The organism is Chitinophaga sp. (assembly GCF_036566945.1).
Classification (GTDB): domain Bacteria; phylum Bacteroidota; class Bacteroidia; order Chitinophagales; family Chitinophagaceae; genus Chitinophaga.
The window spans coordinates 1-2,546 of record NZ_DATCVJ010000234.1 but is presented as its reverse complement, the minus strand read 5'-3'; the positions used below and the strand labels follow the sequence as shown (position 1 = coordinate 2,546).

The following is a 2,546-nucleotide window of genomic DNA, read 5'->3' as shown; positions in this document are numbered from 1 at the left end:
ACTGGTAAAAGCGCATTGACTTACCGATTGCAAAAACAATGGACTGATCCGAAGAATTCCGCATTATGTCTGATTTCACCTGAAGAGCATCAGACACTTGCTTTATCGCCTCTTATCGCGAGAACCGGAACAAAATTCCTTGCTATTCGAGCCAGCGCGCGATTGCTTTGGAGATATGGTTTGATGCTTGAGGTGACTCAGGCCCTAATTTCCAGATACAAGCTACGGGATATTATCGGGCGTTCAGCAATCCTGACTTCCCACTTGACAAGCTGGGGCAAGACGGAGCAACCTTTTTTTGGAAAACTCCGGGCCCTGCTCCAGAGGAACTTGCTCCCGTCGCTATCCCCTGAGGATGTGATTGGGCATTTGGCTGACGTTCTAGAAATAGCAAAAATAGAAAAAGAACTAAAAGAGGTTCTTCCTAAAGCGCAAAAGGTTTATCTTATTATCGATCGCTTGGATGAGGGTTTTGATCCTGACAGTGCAAATATTGCTTTTGTAGATGGTGCGGTTACGGCTGCCATCGATATAAGTACGATATTTAAGGGTGCAATTCGTCCTATACTATTTTTGCGCGATAATATTCATCGTGCTGTTGCGCATTTTGACCAGGATTATACTCGGAACATTGAAGGACAGACTTTACGTCTGCACTGGGATGTGGGCAACCTGTTCTACTTGGTTTGCAATCGAATTCGAGCAGCATTTGATGATACTACGCAGAATAACAAACGCTTGTGGAGTAGGTATACTGCGCACGAATTGCAAGGGGATGAGGGTTTCAAGCAGTGTCTGAAGTTCACTCTTTATCGGCCGCGCGATATATTAATTCTTTTAAATTCCGCGTTTGAAAATGCGAGCAAAAGAGATTTGAATGCTGCTATTTCTACCATTTCTCTCTTGGATTTGGAAAAGGCGGCAAAGACAATTTCAAGCAATCGATTGGACGATCTTCAGAAAGAGTATCGTCAAATATTTCCATCGATTGAGGCGGCAATTTCAGTTTTTGGAAATCGCAGCCCTGAAATACTACTTTCAGAGGCTTGTGAGCTATTGGGGGGGGTAATCCAATCTCCCCCTTCAAGCCTTGAAAGTCACGTCGAATTGGCAATTTTTAATCAGGCCGACGATTTAGTTAGGGCGCTGTATGGCGTTGGATTTCTCGGGGTTCATGATGCCTCCACAGGGAGTTATGTTTTCTCGCACGACGGTCGCCGTCCAGACACAGAATTTCAAGCGGATCACCGGCTACTTATCCACCCATGCTATTGGATAGCTCTCAATCTGAACCGCAATGTGCTGAGTCAAGACGAAGCAACGGACATTAACGATGAGTATGAAATTAAAGTCTCGTCAGTCACTCCTGGGTTGCGAAACGCTCGCTTGGGTCGACTAATTTCAGAGTATCAAAAAATTGAGAGCGGGGTGGACGGTGCCGCGGAATTTGAACAATGGTGCTTGGAGGCGTTGAAAATATGCTTCGCGGGAAGATTGGATAATGTCGTTCTTCATCCCAACAAGGATTCCGTTAACCGCAGAGATGTTGTCGGAACGAACCTCGCCCAAACTTCATTCTGGAAGCGTATTCAACAGGACTACGAAACACGTCAGGTCGTGTTCGAGGTAAAGAACTACGAGTCTCCCACGCTCGAAGATTATCGTCAGGTTCATGCATACTTGTCAGGTCGATATGGAAATTTGGCTTTTATAGTGTGCCGAGGTTGGAACGTAAATATTGAAAAAGATAAAGAACTGTCCTGGGTTAAATCAATTTATGCGGATCATAGAAAAGTTATAGTTAAAATTACCGGCAAATTTCTTGTTGATATTCTTTCGAAGCTGAGAAATCCGCAAAAACATGACTCCGCCGATGTCGCTCTAGGATCGCTTTTGGATATTTACGAGCGGATGTATTTTGGCCAGCAGGCTGGCGGAACCGCTAGGAAGCGACGCCGTCTTAAGCACACTGAGCACAGCTCGTAGATGAGATATAAGACATCTGACTTCGCATTCAACGTGGGTGGCTGGTGGAATTACAGTCTGGCATCCATTATTCATACATCCTATGACTCAAAAAATTGAAGCTTTGCGTCTGCTTGAAGATGCTTTGAAGGAACTGGAATCACAAAAGAGCTCTGTTTATGCGGCAATACAAAAGCTCTCACGCGCGGCAGCCCTGGTTGGAGACCAAGATATTAAAATTTGGTGTGACGTTCAATTGGGTGATCGTCGCTTTGTGCTAGCGCTAGAAGCATTGCTGGAAATTTTGATGTCCAAAGCCGATCGTAAATCAAAAGAATTCTTGGCTAATTATCAAGGCGCATTGGAAAAACTAGAGAGCTTAGGGCTAAAACAGGAGATTCACTTCACGAATGATGAGCTGAATCAGAAAGCGCATGAGAGCGCTGGAGGTTATGCCAGCATTGGCTTTGTCGAGGAAAAATACGCCGACCTCGTCCGCACAAAGCAGGGGAATGATGGGACTTATTATAAAAATGACTTATTTACGCATTTAGATTATGTAAAAAAAAGGACGCATGGTT

Annotated in this window: 2 protein-coding genes; both read left to right on the top strand. The window is 44.6% G+C overall.

Annotation, left to right across the window (positions count from 1 at the left end):
* A partial coding sequence (locus tag VIP81_RS06815) for a P-loop ATPase, Sll1717 family (RefSeq protein ID WP_331957729.1) occupies positions 1-1,986 on the top strand: 1,986 nt, incomplete at its 5' end.
* Positions 1,987-2,068: 82 nt separating this feature from the next.
* Positions 2,069-2,546 (top strand): hypothetical protein (locus VIP81_RS06810; RefSeq protein ID WP_331957727.1); only part of this gene is annotated, 478 nt, incomplete at its 3' end.